This window comes from Neobacillus sp. B4I6, assembly GCF_050434045.1.
GTDB lineage: Bacteria > Bacillota > Bacilli > Bacillales > Cytobacillaceae > Neobacillus.
Window position 1 is genome coordinate 853,097 of record NZ_JBNPWB010000002.1, and the last position, 16,934, is coordinate 870,030.

The 16,934-nt window shown below is 37.8% G+C and carries 21 protein-coding genes; 18 read left to right on the forward strand and 3 right to left on the reverse strand.

Features of this window, described 5'->3' with window-relative positions:
* Positions 1 to 8 precede the first annotated feature (8 nt).
* The 5 genes from QF028_RS06170 (at position 9) to QF028_RS06190 (ending at position 3,413) form a co-directional block, all read left to right on the forward strand.
* A complete protein-coding gene (locus QF028_RS06170) occupies positions 9 to 620 on the forward strand; it encodes a TerD family protein (protein ID WP_215010947.1) in 612 nt (203 codons plus the stop codon).
* A 34-nt stretch (positions 621 to 654) separates the two neighbouring features.
* Positions 655 to 1,233 carry a TerD family protein gene (locus QF028_RS06175; RefSeq protein WP_088088701.1) on the forward strand — a complete coding sequence of 193 codons (579 nt, stop codon included), beginning with the start codon at positions 655 to 657 and terminating at the stop codon, positions 1,231 to 1,233.
* 138 nt (positions 1,234 to 1,371) lie between these two features.
* Complete coding sequence (locus tag QF028_RS06180; protein ID WP_429464530.1) at positions 1,372 to 2,079, forward strand: anthrax toxin lethal factor-related metalloendopeptidase; 708 nt, start codon at positions 1,372 to 1,374, stop codon at positions 2,077 to 2,079.
* A 54-nt stretch (positions 2,080 to 2,133) separates the two neighbouring features.
* A complete protein-coding gene (locus QF028_RS06185) occupies positions 2,134 to 2,928 on the forward strand; it encodes a thymidylate synthase (protein ID WP_429464531.1) in 795 nt (264 codons plus the stop codon).
* Positions 2,925 to 3,413 (forward strand): dihydrofolate reductase, encoded by a 489-nt coding sequence (locus QF028_RS06190; RefSeq protein ID WP_215003182.1) that lies wholly within the window; start codon positions 2,925 to 2,927, stop codon positions 3,411 to 3,413. The genes QF028_RS06185 and QF028_RS06190 overlap by 4 nt, the downstream gene beginning before the upstream one ends.
* 71 nt (positions 3,414 to 3,484) lie before the next feature.
* Here QF028_RS06190 and QF028_RS06195 read toward each other — a convergent pair whose 3' ends face one another.
* Positions 3,485 to 3,724: a hypothetical protein gene (locus QF028_RS06195; protein ID WP_088088697.1), complete on the reverse strand. Its 240-nt coding sequence runs from the start codon at positions 3,722 to 3,724 to the stop codon at positions 3,485 to 3,487.
* 323 nt (positions 3,725 to 4,047) lie between these two features.
* Between QF028_RS06195 and QF028_RS06200 the strand changes: the two genes are divergently transcribed.
* The 10 genes from QF028_RS06200 (at position 4,048) to QF028_RS06245 (ending at position 12,885) form a co-directional block, all read left to right on the forward strand.
* Positions 4,048 to 4,242, forward strand: a complete 195-nt coding sequence (locus tag QF028_RS06200) for a twin-arginine translocase TatA/TatE family subunit (RefSeq protein WP_098931751.1) — start codon at positions 4,048 to 4,050, stop codon at positions 4,240 to 4,242.
* Positions 4,243 to 4,412: 170 nt separating this feature from the next.
* Positions 4,413 to 5,156: a twin-arginine translocase subunit TatC gene (gene tatC / locus QF028_RS06205; RefSeq protein ID WP_168244829.1), complete on the forward strand. Its 744-nt coding sequence runs from the start codon at positions 4,413 to 4,415 to the stop codon at positions 5,154 to 5,156.
* Between the two features lie 222 nt (positions 5,157 to 5,378).
* Positions 5,379 to 5,630 carry a DUF2535 family protein gene (locus QF028_RS06210; RefSeq protein WP_215003185.1) on the forward strand — a complete coding sequence of 84 codons (252 nt, stop codon included), beginning with the start codon at positions 5,379 to 5,381 and terminating at the stop codon, positions 5,628 to 5,630.
* Positions 5,631 to 5,936: 306 nt separating this feature from the next.
* Entirely contained in the window at positions 5,937 to 6,779 is an 843-nt protein-coding gene (locus QF028_RS06215) for a DegV family protein (RefSeq protein ID WP_168244827.1), read from the forward strand.
* Between the two features lie 130 nt (positions 6,780 to 6,909).
* Positions 6,910 to 8,427 (forward strand): spore germination protein, encoded by a 1,518-nt coding sequence (locus QF028_RS06220; protein WP_429464532.1) that lies wholly within the window; start codon positions 6,910 to 6,912, stop codon positions 8,425 to 8,427.
* Between the two features lie 11 nt (positions 8,428 to 8,438).
* On the forward strand, positions 8,439 to 9,560 hold the full coding sequence (locus QF028_RS06225) for a GerAB/ArcD/ProY family transporter (RefSeq protein ID WP_429464533.1): 1,122 nt from the start codon (positions 8,439 to 8,441) through the stop codon (positions 9,558 to 9,560).
* Positions 9,544 to 10,710, forward strand: a complete 1,167-nt coding sequence (locus QF028_RS06230; protein ID WP_429464534.1) for a Ger(x)C family spore germination protein — start codon at positions 9,544 to 9,546, stop codon at positions 10,708 to 10,710. The genes QF028_RS06225 and QF028_RS06230 overlap by 17 nt, the downstream gene beginning before the upstream one ends.
* An 81-nt stretch (positions 10,711 to 10,791) precedes the next feature.
* The gene (locus QF028_RS06235; protein WP_429464535.1) at positions 10,792 to 11,370 is read left to right on the forward strand and encodes an SCO family protein; all 579 of its coding nucleotides are present in this window, start codon (positions 10,792 to 10,794) and stop codon (positions 11,368 to 11,370) included.
* A gap of 111 nt (positions 11,371 to 11,481) precedes the next feature.
* Positions 11,482 to 12,306, forward strand: a complete 825-nt coding sequence (locus tag QF028_RS06240) for an SGNH/GDSL hydrolase family protein (protein ID WP_429464536.1) — start codon at positions 11,482 to 11,484, stop codon at positions 12,304 to 12,306.
* Entirely contained in the window at positions 12,307 to 12,885 is a 579-nt protein-coding gene (locus tag QF028_RS06245) for a YpmS family protein (protein ID WP_429464537.1), read from the forward strand.
* A gap of 29 nt (positions 12,886 to 12,914) precedes the next feature.
* On the opposite strand, the gene QF028_RS06250 is transcribed toward QF028_RS06245, so the two are convergent.
* A complete protein-coding gene (locus QF028_RS06250; protein ID WP_429464538.1) occupies positions 12,915 to 13,667 on the reverse strand; it encodes a DUF4397 domain-containing protein in 753 nt (250 codons plus the stop codon).
* A gap of 342 nt (positions 13,668 to 14,009) precedes the next feature.
* On the opposite strand from QF028_RS06250, the gene rsgA reads away from it, so the two are divergent.
* The 3 genes from rsgA (at position 14,010) to msrB (ending at position 16,235) form a co-directional block, all read left to right on the forward strand.
* Positions 14,010 to 15,077 carry a ribosome small subunit-dependent GTPase A gene (gene rsgA / locus QF028_RS06255; protein ID WP_429464539.1) on the forward strand — a complete coding sequence of 356 codons (1,068 nt, stop codon included), beginning with the start codon at positions 14,010 to 14,012 and terminating at the stop codon, positions 15,075 to 15,077.
* A gap of 236 nt (positions 15,078 to 15,313) precedes the next feature.
* Positions 15,314 to 15,805 carry a peptide-methionine (S)-S-oxide reductase MsrA gene (msrA, locus tag QF028_RS06260; protein ID WP_374103869.1) on the forward strand — a complete coding sequence of 164 codons (492 nt, stop codon included), beginning with the start codon at positions 15,314 to 15,316 and terminating at the stop codon, positions 15,803 to 15,805.
* Positions 15,795 to 16,235: a peptide-methionine (R)-S-oxide reductase MsrB gene (gene msrB, locus QF028_RS06265; RefSeq protein ID WP_429464540.1), complete on the forward strand. Its 441-nt coding sequence runs from the start codon at positions 15,795 to 15,797 to the stop codon at positions 16,233 to 16,235. The genes msrA and msrB overlap by 11 nt, the downstream gene beginning before the upstream one ends.
* Positions 16,236 to 16,256: 21 nt before the next feature.
* On the opposite strand, the gene QF028_RS06270 is transcribed toward msrB, so the two are convergent.
* Complete coding sequence (locus QF028_RS06270; RefSeq protein ID WP_429464541.1) at positions 16,257 to 16,847, reverse strand: DUF502 domain-containing protein; 591 nt, start codon at positions 16,845 to 16,847, stop codon at positions 16,257 to 16,259.
* Positions 16,848 to 16,934 lie beyond the last annotated feature (87 nt).

Here is a 16,934-nt window from a genome sequence, read left to right on the forward strand (position 1 = left end):
TGATTGAATTGGCTATTAATTTACAAAAAGGGCAACGTGTTGATTTAACGAAGAGTAATCCAGGATTATCTAAAATCATGGTAGGTTTGGGCTGGGATCCAGTACAAAGCAGCGGTGGCGGCGGCTTATTCGGCGGTTTATTCAGTGGCGGTGGTTCTGCTAATATTGACTGTGATGCTTCCGTTATTATGCTTGGTGCAAACGACAAGCTGCAAAACAATAAGGACGTTGTTTATTTTGGAAACTTAAAGAGCAATGACGGCAGTGTACAACACTCAGGAGATAATTTAACAGGCGACGGAGACGGTGATGACGAGCAGGTAATGATCGATTTAAGCAGAGTACCGTCCAATATTCAGAAACTTGTTTTCGTTGTAAATATCTATGACTGTGTAAAGAGAAAGCAGCACTTTGGGATGATGAAAAATGCTTTTATCCGAGTCGTGAATCCTGGAAACAATCAAGAGCTCATTCATTATAATTTATCAGATAATTATAGCGGGCTAACATGCCTTGTGACAGGAGAAATTTATCGTCACGGCAATGACTGGAAGTTTGCGGCAATCGGCAGTGGTACAAATGCTGCCAGCCTTAGTGAAGTTGTTCGTTCCTTTAGTTAGGTAATTAAATAAAGTTCAAATAGAGGTGATACGTTTGGGAATAAACTTAGCAAAGGGACAAAGAATTGATTTAACAAAAACGAACCCTGGGCTAACCAAGGTAATTGTTGGACTCGGCTGGGATACGAATCGTTATCATGGTGGAAATGACTTTGACTTGGATGCATCCGCGTTTTTAACAGATGCGAATGGCAGAGTTATCCAGGATTCCGACTTTATTTTTTACAATAATTTGATTCACTCTTCAGGCTCTGTTGAACATACGGGTGATAATCGAACCGGAGAAGGCGACGGCGACGACGAGCAAATCAAGATTGACTTTAGTAAAGTTCCCACGCATGTGCATCGAATTGCGATTACTGTGACCATTCATGATGCGGACGCAAGATTCCAGAATTTCGGCCAAGTTTCTAATGCCTTTGTTCGCTTGGTTGACGAAGATACTAATAATGAGGTCTTAAGATTTGACCTTGGCGAGGATTTTTCGGTCGAAACAGCGGTTGTTATTTGTGAACTTTACCGCCATAACGGTGATTGGAAATTTAACGCGATCGGCAGTGGTTTTGCAGGTGGATTAGCCTCCCTTTGCCGAAATTATGGATTAGAAGTTTAAATTTATTAAAATTTTGAAGCTGCCGTATTCGGCAGCTTTTTGCCTTTATTCCCCATTTTTGGCTTGTAAATTCAAATTAACTGACTAAGTCCTATGTTATAATTCAATTAATATATTGAATTATTAGGGGATGATAATTTGCGTAAATCGGTAATTACTCTACTAATCGCTGGTTTGTTTCTATCATCCATAACTACATCACAAGCTTCTTATGATGGTATTTTGCTTGGAGATTATCCTAGAAATTCGCTAATCTACCAATCTCTTAAAGATGATCGGTCAGTAGCACTTTTAGATCAAATAATTGTATTACCAAAGGAGCACTTTGATCAACAAGAAGCGGCTGCTATGATTTCCAGAATCAATTCTTTACCTTTCTCCCTTTTGAAAAAAATAAACAATCAGGGAATTAACCTGAAACTTTTTAATGGAAAGCTGACGGATAATCCCACTGCAAGACAATTAACTGGGCAGGTTCCGCGGGGTTATACATCTAACGTAACCTGGGATGATGTCCCAGGGATTGGAGGATCGAAGGTGGTCCTTGTTAAGATTGGTTCCAGTGAATCAGGAAAGGGTCATAGTTCTGTAAATCTAGAATTACATGAGTTGGCCCATTCGATCGATCGCTATGTGTATGGGGAGATTAGTGGTTCCAAGGACTTTATGAGCGTATGGGAAAAGGAACATGAACAATTATTTCCGGGAAACAGCTATTTTTTATATCCGGAAGAATATTTTGCAGAGACCTTCGCAATGTACTATTTAAATGATGATACAAAAGAACTATTACGGAAGAAAGCACCAAAAACATTTGAATTTTTGAAACAGCTATCGCTTCACTAATTTGCCCTTGATTGTTAAAATAGATAAATATGTGCAGATAAGGGAGTGTCCACGGTGAAGCAATATTTAGAATTATGTAAGCATGTACTTGAAAATGGAAACATAAAGGGCGACCGAACTGGTACGGGTACAATTAGCACCTTCGGTTATCAAATGAGATTTAATTTGGCAGAAGGATTTCCACTCGTGACGACCAAAAAATTACATTTAAAATCGATTATCTATGAACTGCTTTGGTTTTTAAATGGGGATACGAATGTTCGGTATCTACAGGAAAACGGGGTCCGCATTTGGAATGAATGGGCAGATGAAAATGGGGAATTAGGTCCTGTCTATGGTCACCAATGGCGTTCTTGGACAGGTGCGGATGGAAAAACCGTTGACCAAATTACGGAGCTTATCAACCAGATTAAAACGAATCCCAACTCAAGAAGACTACTTGTCAATGCCTGGAATGTTGCTGAGGTAGATAATATGGCGTTACCGCCGTGCCACTGTATGTTCCAATTTTATGTGGCAGATGGGAAGCTGTCTTGCCAGCTTTATCAACGCTCAGCCGATGTATTTCTTGGCGTCCCATTTAATATCGCATCCTATGCACTGCTAACAATGATGATTGCCCAAGTGTGCGGCTTGGAGCCAGGTGAATTTATCCATACCTTTGGTGATGTTCATATTTATCAAAACCATCTCGAACAAGTAAAGTTGCAAATGGCGAGAGAGCTGAGAGCGTTGCCAACTCTAAAAATTAATCCACAAGTCAAGGATATCTACTCTTTTGAGTATGAAGACTTTACACTAGAGGGATATGATCCACACCCTCACATTAAAGGAGTAGTGAGTGTATGATTTCTTTTATTGTTGCGATGGACGAAAACAGAGTAATAGGGAAAGATAATCAATTACCATGGCGATTGCCGGAGGATTTGAAATTTTTTAAAAGGGTGACGATGGGCCACCCAATTGCGATGGGAAGAAAAACGCATGAATCCATTGGTCGTGTCCTTCCTGGCAGAGAAAATATTGTGATCACCCGCCAGGTTAATTATCAGAGTGAAGATTGTACGGTTTTTTATTCCATTGAGGATTTTGTAAAGAACAGCAAAAAGCAAAGCGAAGAAATTTTCGTCATTGGTGGAGCGGAAATATTTAACGAGACATTTGAGTTTGCGGATCGTCTATACATCACGCTTATTCATGAAGAATTTGCAGGGGATACGTTTTTTCCTGAATTTGATCGTAGCAAATGGGAACTAGTGTCTAGTGAAAAGGGCTTAATGGATGAGAAGAATCCGTACGATTATGAATTCAAAATATATGAAAGAAAATCGTAGCGCGGATTGATCAGGTTTGGACTTATAAAAATAAGCATCAGCGCATCGCTGGTGCTTTCTTTTGTTTGATATTAGAAATAGGATCCATTTAATTCGTAATCTGCTAATTTAGCAAGCATACCCCTAAATTCATGTGGATGGCAAAATTCTCTTTCGTTGAAATGTGTTTTAACCCAGCTTATTAGTTCCAGTGGGCTATTAAAATATTCCCCACTACGATCGCTTTTACGAATGGTGTATCTTCCATTATCATCATCAAGTGTTACCTCCACAGGAAGAGCCCCATCATAACTGCAAAGTGAAAATTCCATCCTCATCACATCCTATCCTTATTATTTGTCATTCTGAAAAATATATGTTCCTAATGATCCAATTATATTCAAATAAAAGAAAGTTATCAAAATATTTTAATAATTCCTTAAACGCATTTAATCATTGACTTCGTTAGTTGTAATTGTTAAATTGTCATTAGTAATTAATAATATGATACGAAAATGCTATAAATCACTATTGTTTTACTTTTTCTAGATATTGTGAATTTACTATGAATTATTGCATATAACTAACTCAAAACGAATTTTCGGTACTATAATCATAGTAGATATAATACAACAATTAAAGGGGATGAAAATCCATGTTTTCTAATATCGGTATACCAGGATTGATTTTGATTTTAACACTTGCATTGATTATTTTTGGACCTAAGAAACTTCCGGAAATTGGCCGCGCCTTCGGACAAACATTAAAAGAATTTAAAAAGTCAACCCGTGAACTAACAGACGATGTTATGAAAGATATTGATGAAGAAAAGAAAAATTTGATTAAATAAGGTGTGAGATTTTAAGTCTTACACCTTTTTCTTCTCTAGGTTTAACCTATAAAAATGCATGAAAACTTGTTCATCTTATTAAAACAATGGCACTATTTCGTTTAGAGTCAACTCTATGAGCGATATATACGTGCACATCTTTAACCTTTTGAAATTGGCAGGGGAAGTACATGGATGATAAAGAATTAAATTTAGTTGATCATTTAGAAGAACTACGCAAAAGAATTATTGTATCTGCACTTGCATTTGTAGTCTTTTTTATCGCCGGTTTTATTTATGTAGACGATATCTATAAATGGTTTGTTGGAAATACAAAACTGATGGTTCTCGGACCAAGTGATATAATGTGGATTTATTTCATGCTGGCAACTGTTGTAGCTGTGGCGGGTACTATTCCAGTTCTGGCTTTGCAAATTTGGCTATTTGTTAGACCAGCATTAAGACCGATAGAAAGAAGAATAACGATTTCTTATGTTCCGGCTTTATTTTTCTTGTTTATCATTGGTCTTGCCTTCGGTTATTTTATTATCTTTCCGATGGTTCTAGACTTTTTGGTGAATATGGGAAAAGATATGTTTGTCACAAACTTCACTGCCGAAAGATATTTTAGCTTTATCATGAATATGACCTTGCCATTCGGGGTACTGTTTGAGCTTCCAGTCGTAGTTATGTTTTTGACTTCACTTGGCATCATTAATCCGTTTGTTTTAGCAAAAATTCGTAAATATGCGTATTTCGTTCTGATTATTATTGCAATCGTTATTACACCACCAGACTTTATGTCTGATTTTGTGGTAACCTTGCCACTCTTGCTCCTTTATGAAATCAGTATTAATTTATCGAAGTTTGTCTACCGCAAACGCTTGAAAAAGCTGCAGGAAGAAGACAAAGAAGATGAGGTAGTCGAAGCATAAATGGAATACAAAAGACCTTAAGAGATAAAACTCCCTTAGGGTCTTTTTTGTTGAAATACGATTGTTTTTAACTTCTAGCTGAAAGATCCTGTTTTTTATGTTTTTTAAGTACCGACATATTAATAATTCATAAATATTTTTTAATCTATTCATAATTAGACACAATTCGTCGTCCAAAGAGTGTATAATATACTCAAACGGGTGAAAAAGAGGATTGATATTTTGTTATTCAAAAGCCTAGAGTTCAAAAATGTTGTTGGACAGAAGGTTAAAGTCATGGACATTCCTGTATTGGAGGAAGATAGCACTTATAAATTTATGATCCAAGTCCGTTTACAGAAGTTTGTTACGTCGCTTTACGACGAAATAAACTTAAAAAAATGCTACTCCTTTAAAGATTATTTGAAAAAGGTCATGAAGTGGCCAGATTATGAACAATTGTTTAAAGTTGGAGAATTAAAGAATAACGCATAATGCTTAATGCCATTCGAGCACCGCAGGGTATCCCCCAGCGGTGCTCTTTTATTTTGGCTATGTCATTGTTGATTTTGGCACTATGTTGATTGGAACGTAAGGCGCGAAGACTCCTGAGGGAGACCCCGCTGGCGCAAGCGCCGAGGAGGCGGGTTAGTTACCCGCGAACCGCACGCACCTGGAGCGGAAATCAACAGCCAAGTTTAACAGACCTTTTTTTAAAAACATGAAAAGTGATGGATGTTATTCCTTTCAATAGTAGTTAACTGTATAATACATAGCAGTACTGTTAGGGAAGTGATAGTTATGAGCAAAATTAAAATTGTAACCGATTCAACAATGGACATGCCGCTAGAAATGGCCGAAAAACTTGGTATTGTGGTTGTGCCCTTGTCCGTAACAATAAATGGTGAATCTTACTTAGACAGAGTAGAAATTGATGCAGCTGAATACATAACAGTAATGAAAAAATCTGAGGAATTACCGAAAAGTTCCCAACCTTCTGCGGGTACTTTTCTTGAAGTTTACGATCGGCTTGGAGAAGAAGGCTATGAGGTATTATCAATCCATATGACAGGCAAAATGAGCGGGACAGTTCGATCTGCTGAGAGTGCAGCCCAAATGACGAAAACGAAAGTTACAGTCATTGATTCGATGTTTATCTCGATAGCCCTCCAGTTCCAGGTAAAGGAAGCAGCGGAAATGGCCTTGCAGGGTAAGAGTATGGACGAAATCCTTAACCGGCTTGATAGGGTGCGCGAACATACAAAATTGTATATTATGATAGATACCCTTGAGAACATGGTGAAGGGTGGACGGATTGGTAAGGGAAAAGCCTTTATAGGTTCATTATTAAATATCAAGCCGATTGCCTCGCTTGAAGGCGCGGAATACAATCCCGTCGCCAAGGTTCGCAGCCATACACAGGTGGTTAAATATATGGCCAAGCAATTTGCGGAGGATGTCCAAGGAAAAACGATATATGGTGCTGGCATTGTTCATGCGGAAGCATACGAATTATCCTCTAAACTAAAAAAGGCAATTACTGAATTAACCGGGTATAAAGATATTTCGATTGATTACACGGGTCCTACGATAAGCACTCACACTGGACCGGGGACAATTGCCCTCATGTATTATTTTGAATAAATTTATCAGACGAAGGGTGTCAGGCACCATGTGAAGTTTTCACATGGTGCCTGACACCCTTTATTTTCTTTTGGTTAATATTAGAGTTTTTGGTAAAGATAAAAAAAATTGAATGGTTAAGGTGTTGCCAATGTTTAAGCGAAAATCAGAAAATAAACAGTCTGAAGATAAGAAACCGCATAGTTTAAATGTGGACGATCTTAAATCAGAATTACAAACTGAGATAGGTGATTGTTCAGACCTGAATTTTCGGACCTTAAAAAAGAACGGGAAAAAGATAGTATTTTGCTTTTTAAGCAGCCTTATTGATAAAACAAGCTTTGATGAATTTGCATTAATACCCGTTCAACAAAATACACAAGTTGAATGGACCACCGAGAGTCTTGCCCAAATATTGCCGATTGCAGAAATCTCTGCAGCCAATCAATTAAAAGAAATCGTGTCTTCATTAATAGAAGGGAAAGCGTACATTTATGTGGATGGTGAACCGTACGGGATCCTTGCAAATGTCGGGAAAACTGTTGAAAGATCCCTTGAAAAGGCAGAAACCGAGTCGCTTGTGTACGGTCCAAAGATTTCCTTTACAGAATCCCTAATAGGAAATTTAAATATTATCAGGAGTAATTTGAAAGACCCACAATTGTGCATGGAGGATATCACGATCGGAAAAAGGGTGAAAACACCTGGAAAGCTTGTATACATTAAAGATATCGCTGATGAAAATAATGTAAATACGTTTAGGCAAAGAATATCGGAGTTAGAGTACGACTATATTCCGGATACAACGGTACTTGGCCAGTTAATAGAGGATAATAGTTGGACGATATTCCCGCAAATCATGTCAACTGAACTACCAGATCGAGTCACCCTATCCTTAATGAGGGGGAGGGTTGCGGTAATGATGGATCGTTCTCCGTCTGCTATTTATGGACCAACACCCTTCCTTAGTTTCTTTGAATCAACCGAAGATGTTTACATGCGTTGGAATATGGGTTTTTTCTTAAGAATGCTTCGAATTATTTCTATTTTTTTATCGATATTATTGACCCCGGCCTATGTGGCTGTATTGACTTATCATTATGAAGTCATTCCATCAGCGCTGCTAATTTCGCTTGGTCAATCTAGGGCAAATGTTCCGTTCCCACCAGTACTAGAAGCCCTTCTTTTAGAATTTGTTATCGAACTTTTAAGAGAAGCCGGGGCAAGGCTGCCAACCAAAGTAGGTCAAACAATGGGTATTGTTGGTGGTATTGTCATTGGTCAGGCAGCGGTACAAGCAGGGTTTACAAGTAATATTTTAATAATCATCATCGCACTTAGTGCGCTAGGTTCCTTTACTTCACCAAGCTATATAATGGGTACCGCCGTTCGGATGATTCGTTTTCCAATTATCGTTTTAGCAGGTATATGGGGGGGAATTGGAATTATGCTATCATTTTGTTTTGTTCTCATTCACCTTTTAAGATTAACTACAATTGGGAGACCCTATCTCATGCCAGTCTATCCCTTTAGGTGGAGGGACTTAGGATACAGTATTATTAAATTTCCTGCTCAATTCTTATCTCACAGGCCAGTAACGAACCGTCCCGTTGACAATGACCTTTTTCCAAAACAAAAAGGTGTTGAAAAAAAGGATGTAGATGAATAGGAGCGGTCAGGATGAAAGTGAATTTGCAGCCAAAGGATGGATTATTGGTTAATGCATTTCTTGTCGTGTTTTTTATACATGCAACGCAAACGGGCGTAGGAATTGTTGGATTACCGAGGATAGTGTACTTAGCGGCCAAACATGATGCATGGATATCTGTATTTCTCGGTGGAATCTTATCTGCCGTTGTCTTAGCAATGATGGTTTTAATGCTAAAAAAATATGATAGCGCTGATTTATATGGAATCCAAGTAGATATTTTTGGCAAGTGGCTTGGGAATGCGATGAACATTTTTTATATGATCTACATGAGCTTAAGTTTTTTTGTCATCCACATGAATTATATTGAAATTGTTCAAGTATGGATTTTTCCTGACTTACCTACATGGCAACTCTCTCTTGCGCTAATCCTTTTAACAATTTATGCCGTTAATGGCGGCATTCGTATCATTGTCGGAGTGGCTTTTATTTCAGTATTAGGGACTGTTTGGATGATCTTTATCCTTATCGTGCCGATGCAGTATTCAGACCCTAAGAATCTGCTTCCTCTTTTAAATACAGATTTGAAACATATTATAAATGGTGTATTTAAAACATCCTTTTCACTAATGGGCTTTGAACTGCTTATGTTTTTATATCCATATGTTAAGGATAAAAAAAAGGTTTTTCTGTATTCGCAAATAGGAAATATATACACTACTATTCTGTTTACTTCGATTACAATGGTGTGTATTACATTCTTTGCGGAAAATGGGTTGGCTCGGACCATTTGGCCTGTTTTATCGATGTTTAAAATCGTTCGGTTACCAAACTTAGAACGGTTTGAATTTATTGCCGTTTCATTTTGGATGTTAGTCATATTGCCAAACATGTGCAGTTATTTATGGGCTGCATCGAAGGGATTTAATCGGATCATAAATTGGAAACAAAAGAAGGGGATTTGGATCATTGGTATCCTTGTTTGGGGGGGGTCATTTTTTATTAAAGCAAGGTATCAAATGAGTGAACTGACTGATTTTGTAGCTCATCTCGGCTTTTTATGTGCCTTCTGTTATCCAATACTCCTTTCATTGTTGGTTTTGGTGAAAAAATGGTTCTTAAGGAGGAAGAAAACAAGTGCGGAAGCATCATAAAAGCAGAACAATCCTTCTTTTGGTTTGTTCCATGACGATGGTCATCAGCGCAGGTTGTGTTCAGCAAAAGCCTCTTGAAAAATTAGGTCTTATTACAACAGCGGGATTCGATATGGAAGGGAAAAATCAAATAAGAGGAACCGTAGTCGTACAAAAATTTGATCCAATGACCACCCAATCTGCTACAAAAGTAATTACTTCTGTGGCAAAAACAAGCAAAGGATTAAGACAACAAGAAAATCTTCAATCCAATCAGAAACTCGTTTCTGGTCAGCTTCGTTCGGTTGTCTACAGTAGAGATCTTGCTAAAAAAGGGATTATTCAGCTCGTAGATACATTAAATCGAGATGCTGCAATCGGTAATATGGTTTATTTGACCATTGCAGACCAATCAGCAGCTGAAATATTGCAAATTGAAAATAGTAAAGAAAATCTAAATCTTGGGACATATATGTATAATTTAATTAAACAAAATGTGGAGGGGGAGCAAATTATTTCCCCGACCCTGCATGAGTTTAATCATAATTATTATGATATTGGAAGAGACCCTGTTCTTCCTATTCTAAAAGTAAAGGATCAAGATGTTATTATTACTGGGGTTGGACTTTTTAAGGATGACCGCTTAGTTGATGAATTAGTCAAAGGGGACCTTTTTTATTTAAAAATTTTAATTGATAAATATAAAGCAGGTACAAAAGAAATTGGATTTAAGACCAGTCAATTGAAAAAAATCATTTTGAACAATGAAAATTATTCCAATAAACCAATATTCAGTAAGATATATCTCACCATTGAAAACATTCGGAGCAATACTAAGATTAAATTAGTGGATCAAAAAAACCTCCGTTTTAGAGTGGATGTAAAATTAGATTCAAGGTTATTAGAAATGACCCAAGCCTTAGAATTAGGTAAACCGGCTTCGGTAAAGTTTCTTGAAAAAAAGTTTGATAAGTCGATGGAAAAGAAAATAGAAGATTTACTTTTTCATTTTAAGAAATTAGAAATAGACCCAATCGGTTTTGGAAATGAATACGAAGCCCATTTAAGAGGAAAAACGATTACGAAGGAGGAGTGGGACAAGAAATATAAGGACGTTACCTTCGATGTCCATGTAAAGAATACGATTGAACGAACAGGTGTAATCGATTAACAAACCAATTCCTTTCTTCTTTTTCAAATCTTTGTTAAACTATTCACGATATGGAATAGAAAAAAGGTTGCAGGTGATGGTATGAAGGCTCGGTTTTTAGTAGTGGTCTTAGTTCTTACAACACTCATTATGTCGGCGTGTGGACAAAAAGAAATAGAAAATGCCGTCGACTGGCCAATTAAGGACTTTACGGCTACAAATCAAGACAATAAATCCTTTGGATTAAAGGATTTAAAGGGTAAGGTATGGATTTCAGATTTTATTTTTACAAGCTGTGCAGATGTTTGTCCGCCGATGACTTCTAACTTGACAAAATTACAAAAAATGGTCAAGGATGAAGGCTTGAAGAATGTTGAATTGGTCTCCTTCAGTGTCGATCCAGTTGTCGATACCCCTGAAGTATTAACCCGTTATGGGGAACAATTCCATGTGGATTTTAAAAATTGGACCTTTGTGACTGGATACTCGCAGGAATTTATTGAAAACTTCGCCCTGAAAAATTATAAAGCACTTGTCAAAAAACCTGTCGAGGGTAATCAAGTGATTCATGGGACCTCTCTATATTTGGTAGACCAAGAAGGACATATTAAAAAATCCTATGATGGTTACAAGGATGTTCCCTTTGATGAAATAATTCATGATATGAAAGCATTGCAATAGACCTTCGGACAGGTCTATTTTTTTTGGCAGGAATAGGACATAGTACATATTGTTTTGAATGATTCAAGCCGTGTTATAATAATTATAATTTAGAAGGCAGGTGAATTTAAGATGAAAAAGCTCTTCCCCCTTCTAATTCTCACGGTATTATTCCTATGTTCATGTAATCAAGTTGACCAATGGGCGTTACATTCTGAAAAGAAAACAGCAGCACAGGCATTTGCACAAGTTCCCGCTGACTTCGTCCCCCGCAAAATAACAGTTTTATCAGCAGGCGATTCACTTACTCAAGGGGTAGGTGATAGTACAAACAAAGGCGGCTACTTGCCATATTTAGAAACAATGCTTGAAAAAGAAAAAGGTATAAAAGAAGTTGATTTCTATAATTATGGCGTAAAAGGTAATCGGACAACTCAACTTTTAAAACGATTGAAAACGACAAAAATGAAAGCTGTGATACAAAAGGCAGATCTTGTTATTCTAACGATAGGTGGAAACGACATAATGAAAGTCGTCAAGGACAATATTGATAACCTTCAACTTTCCACGTTTACCACCGAAAAAGAATCCTATCGAACTCATTTAACGCAAATTATCGAGGTTATCATTGAGGAAAATCCCCATACCCAAGTTGTATTAGTGGGGTTATATAATCCATTTTCTAAATGGTTTTCAGAAATTAAAGAGTTGGATGAGATTGTTGCTGATTGGAATAAGGCTGGTCAAAGGGTGGTTGCTAATTACCCCAATGCCTATTTTGTCTCGATAGAAGACATGTTTTTAAATTCTAACGAAAATTTATTATTTACAGATAATTTTCATCCAAATGACAAAGGCTATGAGTTGATTGCGCAAAGGTTGAACAAGACATTAGAAGAACAAGTATTACCTGAATTGGACAAAACGCCATATATGGTCAATACAGAGGAGAATTAGATGAAAAACAAATGGAAAATTGGATTCCTGCTGTTAATAGGAATCAACCTTTTGTTCGCTATTGTTATGTTGTCGCTGGTCATGTTCCCGTCGGATGGCCGGCAAACGAGCAAATGGAATGTGCCAATGGGTGAATATGTTTCCTTCCAAGTTAATTCAAATAAGAAGGATTTAAATAAACTCATCAATCATTATTTAAAGGAAGAGGCCGCTGATTCACCGATTGATTATCGAATCATATTGGGAGATGAGGTTGAATTATATGGTACCTTGCCCTTCTTTAGTGAGGAATTGAATATGAGGTTAACCTTCGAGCCTAAGGCACTTGAAAATGGTGATTTGGTTTTAAGTCAGAAATCAATGACAATCGGCAGTTTACATCTCCCCATTTCGTACGTCCTAAATTTTATTAGCAAAAATTATAAGATTCCAAAGGGAGTCGACATAAGACCTAAAGATAAACTTATTTATGTTAATATGCAACAGTTAAAACAAAAAAGTGATATAAGAATAAAGGCAGATAAATTTGATTTAAAGAAGGATGATATTTCCTTTACGATTTTAGTACCAGTGAAATAGGCGCCTCATCACTGGGAGGCACCTGTTTTTTATTCCTTGATAGTGATGAATTGGAATTCTGGTTGACCATTGGCTAAGCCAATAAAAACAATTGTGTAACTTTCATTTGCCATAAATTGAACCCTCGGCAGGGGTAGAAGTACGGTCTTACTGCCAGTTGCCCTTGCTTCCAAATCGACTGTCATCGGTGTTAACCCTAAATATTGGGTTGCTTGCTTATAAGAAACATTTGGGAAAATCACATCTCGGTCTTTGACTGCAATATCTAGTGGAGAAGTATCTGGTGATAAGTGGATAAAGCGAACCTTCGATTCATTTCTTGGTACTGATGGTTGATTCTGAAACACGAGCAGGCGCAATTTCTTAACAGAGTCAATTGCAGCAAGTGAATAGGATTTTCCAGGTTCAACAGTAATCGTTTTATTTAAAACGCTGTCCACCATGTTTCCTGTTGGGTAAATGTCTATATGATGTTTTCCAGCAGGTAATGACAGAATCATACTTACCTTTTTAAATGGTAAGTCCCTTATCACTCGTTTCCCGTCTATATAAATATCAATGTTCGGGGAATCTGGGGAGGTGTGAAGGAAACGCACCTTCGCTTCTGATTGTATTGGTTGGGAATTGGTACGCATGAAGTTCATCGCTTTATTCATGTATTTTATGTGTTTTAAATAATACTGCATGTGTAAGTTTGGAAATGAGTATTTATAAAATTGAGCTAACAATTCATACATCGCCGCTTTTTGAAGATAATCGGAATGAGTTCTTTTCTCGGACATTTTATCAACTCCTATCTAATGGATTACACCATAATTTATTCAAGCTTAAATAGGTAGGTGTCTAACTTATATTGCAGTAATTTGGAAATTTTTCATTTTTTATTTACAATTGGGAATATTACACATATAATGATAACAAATATGTTTGAAAGTGGGTGAAGTGCAATGGCAATTGAATCGATGAGTCCAAACCGTAATTTGAATATTGTTGTTTGCACAGCCCAAAGATTTTCCTGTTAGGGACCCTTTGTACCCTTTATTCCATAATGCGAATAAAACCATGGGCTGTGTGTGCCTATGGTTTTTTATTATGAAAAATAATGATTCGCTGGGGGAATAAAGATGAATTTAGCAGCAATGGGTTTAACTGAAACTGTAAAAAGTGATTTTCATAAATTAAATACAAATGATGAGATGATTCTTGGCCGTGTGGCACTCGAGCACAAACGAATGTATAGGGTGTGGACAGAACAGGGTGAATTATTATGTGAGGTATCGGGCAGGTTTAGCTACAATGCCCTTAACAGAGAGGACTTCCCAGCTGTAGGTGATTGGGTTGCTCTAATGCCGAGGAGTAACGAAGGAAAAGGCACCATTTTGGCCATCATGCCGCGAAAAAGTAAGTTCTCGAGAAAATCAGCTGGTCTTACCGCACAAGAGCAAATCATTGCGACCAATATCGACACTGTCTTTCTCGTAAATTCACTGAATGAAGATTTGAATCTAAGAAGAATCGAACGCTACCTTTTGCTTGCTTGGGAAAGTGGGGCAAACCCAGTTATAGTTTTAAGTAAGGCAGACCTTTGTCAAAATCTCGATAATATGCTGGCTGAGGTTGAAGCGATTAGCCTTGGTGGAGTTCCAGTTATTGCAGTTAGTGCCGAAACGATGACTGGCTTTGAGGAACTAGAACCTTTCTTGAAGCCAGGAAAAACAATTGCCTTGCTTGGTTCTTCAGGGGTTGGGAAATCGACTATAACGAATCGTCTCTTAGGAGAGGAGAAACAGCTAGTTCAGGATATTCGAATGGCAGATGATAAAGGGCGTCATACAACTACCCACCGTGAACTAATCCTTCTCCCGAATGGCAGTGTTTTGATTGATACCCCAGGAATGAGGGAACTGCAACTTTGGGAAAGCTCAGACGGTTTAACAGAGACCTTTTCAGAAATTGAAGACTTAGCTACCCAGTGTCGCTACCGAGATTGTCAGCATAAGAATGAGCCCGGCTGTGCTGTGGTGAAGGCAATTGAAGAAGGATTGATTGCGGCTGAGCGGCTGACAAGCTACAACAAGTTGCAAAAGGAGTTGGCGTTTATCGAAAGGAAAGCTGATAAACGTGCACAAGCAGAAGTTAAAAAACAATGGAAAAATATAAACAAACAGATGAAGCAGCGAAAGAGCTATTAAAATAGGAAAGGCTGAACAAGGTAGGTCGATGTCGACCGTGACTTGATTAGCCTTTTATTATTGTCTAGCTCCAGGCCCAGCGTTTAGAGGACTCCGCCCTTCTTTCAGTCAGGAGATTTTATTTTTCCTAAAACATTCTGTATACTCATACTCAAAGTGAAATAAAGTTAAAGGGGTGTGGGAACTTGGAAAAAACAAATCAAGTTGCAACGTTTGCCGGCGGCTGTTTTTGGTGTATGGTGAAACCATTTGATGAACAGCCCGGAATTAAAAGTGTTATTTCAGGCTATACAGGGGGAAGCGTAGAAAACCCGACATATCAACAAGTTTGTACGGATACTACCGGCCATTTTGAAGCCGTCCAAATCACCTATGATCCAGAGATTTTTCCCTATGAAAAACTCTTGGAGTTATTTTGGCAGCAAATTGACCCAACCGACCCGGGCGGCCAATTCTATGATCGAGGGCAATCGTATCAAACGGCAATTTTCTATCATGATGACACACAAAAAAGGCTTGCCGAACAATCCAAGCAAGAACTACAAGAAAGCGGCCGCTTCAGCAAACCGATTGTCACACCAATCTTGCCAGCACAGACCTTTTATCCGGCTGAAGAATATCATCAACAGTACTATAAGAAAAATCGGGCCCATTATGAATCCTATCAAGTAGGCTCGGGCCGCGCCGGCTTTATTCAAAGTCATTGGGGGGAGAAAAATGAAAAATAAGGATGTAGAACAGCTAAAAAAGGAATTAACACCGATCCAGTATGAAGTCACACAAAATAATGGCACAGAACCTCCGTTTCGAAATGAATATTGGAATGAAACGAGAGAGGGGATTTATGTAGATCTTGTTTCTGGGAAGCCGCTGTTTAGTTCGTTGGATAAATTTGATGCCGGCTGCGGCTGGCCGAGCTTTACCAAACCGATTCAAGATGAAGAAGTGATTGAAAAAGCTGATTTAAGTCATTTTATGAATCGGACAGAAGTAAGAAGTAAATCAGCCGATTCCCATTTAGGTCATGTCTTTAATGACGGACCAGACCCAACTGGATTGCGTTATTGTATCAACTCTGCTGCGTTACGATTTATTCCTATAGATAAACTTGAAGAAGATGGATATGGGGAATACACGAAACTTTTCGGAGCAAAATAAAAAGCCGCGATTGCGGCTTTTTTATTTTACCTTTTGTTTTGAGCTTGAAGTCATTCCGCCCGATAAGACAAATTTCATTGCTTCCTCGGGTTTGACGTCGATAATTTCTACTTGTTCCTTTGGTATTAGAAAGGTAAACCCGGCCACTTGGAATGTTTGCGGGATATAGACAGCCACATGGTCCTTTAGAGGAGAATAAAATTCCTCTAATTGTTCAGAAGTAATAAACCCCAGGCTGCGCATTTTTGTTCCTGGGATAACAACCAGGGCGACCTTAGAGAAAGATTTTTTCTCGCCAAGAAAGGATTGGACGGTGTCTTTAATAACAGAATAGATGGTTTTGACAACTGGAATCTTGTCTAGAAGAATATCGATCAAGCGGATGATTTTCCCCGATATATATTTCGTAGATAGCCAGCCTAAAACAGTAATTAAAATGATGGTTGTTAGTAAGCCAATCCCAGGGATGTAATCTTCCTTTAAATAAGGCTTCAGTGTGTTTCCGAGTAAACCGTCTAAGAATAGAAACGTTTTGTAAATGACATAGATCACAAGGATGATTGGAACAATTGTTAAAATACCGTTAATAAAGTTTTTCAAAATGGATTTCATCGTTTCACCTACAATTTTTATCATTGTATTTCATAATATAGGCGAATGCACATACGGGTCAAGTACCTACTACATAAAGTAACAGTG